This window comes from Oleiphilus sp. HI0061 (genome assembly GCF_001635675.1).
Genome location: NZ_LWFE01001266.1, coordinates 1 through 2175, shown reverse-complemented (window position 1 = coordinate 2175; position 2175 = coordinate 1). Strand labels below are relative to the sequence as shown.

The window sequence follows — 2175 nt, the reverse complement described above, 5'->3', positions numbered from 1 at the left end:
AGAGAAGGTATTTCACCTGAAGGAAAGCCGTATTATCCGGCTTTTCCATACACGTTTTACGAGAAGTTTTCTGATCAAGATGTAGCCGATTTATGGGTGGCGTTTCAAACCGTACCGCCAGTCGCTGAACCAGACCCCGAGCAGTCTATAAGGTTTCCATTCAATTTTCGTGAAGGTTTAAAGCTATGGCGAGCCATGTTTTTTAGCCCATCTGCTTCAGTGGCGAATTCAGCGTCAGTCGATCAGCTCAATCGAGGAAAATTCCTGGTTGAGGTAGCCGCACACTGCGGCGCTTGCCATACACCAAGGAATCTTTTTGGCGCTTTGAACAGTCAAGAGACTTTTGCTGGTGGTTATGATGCTAACAACAATAAGGTTCCTGCTATCACGGCGGCTAATCTAAAGGAAAATGGCTGGACTGAGGATGATCTTGCCTACGCCTTACAGACCGGAATCAAACATGATGGCGATGTGTTTGGCGGCAGTATGAGTGAGGTAGTAGAGCATAGCACCGGATACATGAGCTGGAACGACTTAAAGGCTGTCGCACAATATTTATTAACACCTTAGAAGCCTTTGGTGCCTGATAGTACGGAAGACTTCTCCTTGAGGCTGACCCTCTCTTTTGGTATGAATATTATCTCTTACTACGTTTATTTTTAAATATTCCTTCATGAATAATTGATAGTATCGAAATGAATCCGTCATTATAATCCATTGATCCCAAATATGTGGCTCGTTCATGCGCACTATTTTGACAAGCAAAATCTGGCAACTTTTCTTAGCGATTGCATTTCTGACAATGCAGTCTGCTTCGGCGCATATTCATTTGGCATCCAGCCATAATCATGACGGGGCGGGCCATTCCCACGCACAAGTAGCACATTCGCACAATGTTGCGTCTCATCATGCTGATGCTTTTGATCAAAATAGTCACACGAACCAGGTCGTCGAGCTAAGCCAAGACTGGATCGTTAAATATGTAAAGTGGCTCAATGACCTAGAGCCTCAAGCAGTCTTAGTCACTAGTTTTTCGTGCGATGAACAGAAAAACGTCACTCAGTTCTATTTTGACAAGTCCTTTGCATATCGCAGCTTCCATTTTCGCTCTAATGTTAAGGCTAGAGCACCGCCAAAATTATTTCCCTCTCTCGTTTAAAACATAAAATTTTACTAGCGTAAGCTAGAACTTATTATTGAGGTAAATAATGTTATCCGTATTTAAAAAATGCCGATGGCCCATCGCCGTTGGTTTCTATTTTATCTGTAGCGTCGTTTTCGGGCATGGCATGTCCGAAGCAGATAAGGCAAAAGCCTTAGAAGCAACTAACTGGGATTTTATTGAGTTAGGCGCAAGCCACATGGTCACCGGTTATGACCATTTACTCTTTCTTTTTGGGGTTGTTTTCTTTCTGACTCGATTTAATGACATTGTTAAGTTTGTCACTGCTTTTACAATTGGTCATTCGATCACGCTGCTTTTTGCAACGCTTTATCAGATCCAAGCAAATTACTATCTTGTAGATGCAGTCATTGCGTTGACCGTCATATACAAAGGTTTTGATAATCTGGGTGGGTTTAAGAAGTATTTAAACATCGCTTCTCCGAATCTGCTTTTGATTGTCTTCGTTTTTGGTTTGATTCATGGCTTTGGTCTTTCAACCCGCCTACAAATGCTCCCGTTATCTGAAGAAGGGTTAGTGCTTAAAATTCTTTCGTTCAACTTAGGTGTAGAACTTGGTCAAATTGCCGCATTGACTGTCATGCTTGGTTTATTGGCTATTTGGCGCAAAACCAAGTCATTTAAAAACTTCAGTAATGCAGCGAATGTTTTTCTAATATCGCTTGGTGTTTTGCTGCTGTTGCAGCAATTGCATGGATACTCGCACACCTCCCACCCAGATGATTTCGGCTTTAGCACCGACAACCATCTACATGAACACGAGAAAATGTCTAGTGACATGGAGAGTGAAATAGAGAGCGAAATGACGAATCAAAGACCGAGAACTTCTCACGACTCAATTGACTAAAACGACAATAATTTAAAGAGGAATATTTATGAAATACTTAATTAGCGCTCCATTGATCTTAGTTATGTTTCTATTCGGGCAAACTGCATTGGCAGGACCAGGAAGTGGTCATTCCCACGGGCATCAACATAAACCTATCACTAGT

3 protein-coding genes are annotated in these 2175 nt (G+C 42.0%); all 3 read left to right on the top strand.

All coding sequences use genetic code 11. From position 1 onward, the window contains the following. Positions 1–570: cytochrome c (locus tag A3735_RS31170; protein WP_197485947.1), on the top strand; the 570-nt coding region annotated here is incomplete at its 5' end. Between the two features lie 172 nt (positions 571–742). Beyond that, positions 743–1159 carry a hypothetical protein gene (locus tag A3735_RS19835; protein WP_068634087.1) on the top strand — a complete coding sequence of 139 codons (417 nt, stop codon included), beginning with the start codon at positions 743–745 and terminating at the stop codon, positions 1157–1159. Between the two features lie 49 nt (positions 1160–1208). Continuing rightward, positions 1209–2030 (top strand): HupE/UreJ family protein, encoded by an 822-nt coding sequence (locus tag A3735_RS19830; protein ID WP_068633491.1) that lies wholly within the window; start codon positions 1209–1211, stop codon positions 2028–2030. The last annotated feature ends 145 nt before the right edge of the window (positions 2031–2175 follow it).

Excerpts from the sequence above, each read along its gene's own strand:
- A3735_RS19835 (WP_068634087.1), top strand. The coding sequence starts at position 743 with ATGCGCACTATTTTGACAAGCAAAATCTGGCAACTTTTCTTAGCGATT.
- A3735_RS19830 (WP_068633491.1), top strand. The coding sequence starts at position 1,209 with ATGTTATCCGTATTTAAAAAATGCCGATGGCCCATCGCCGTTGGTTTC.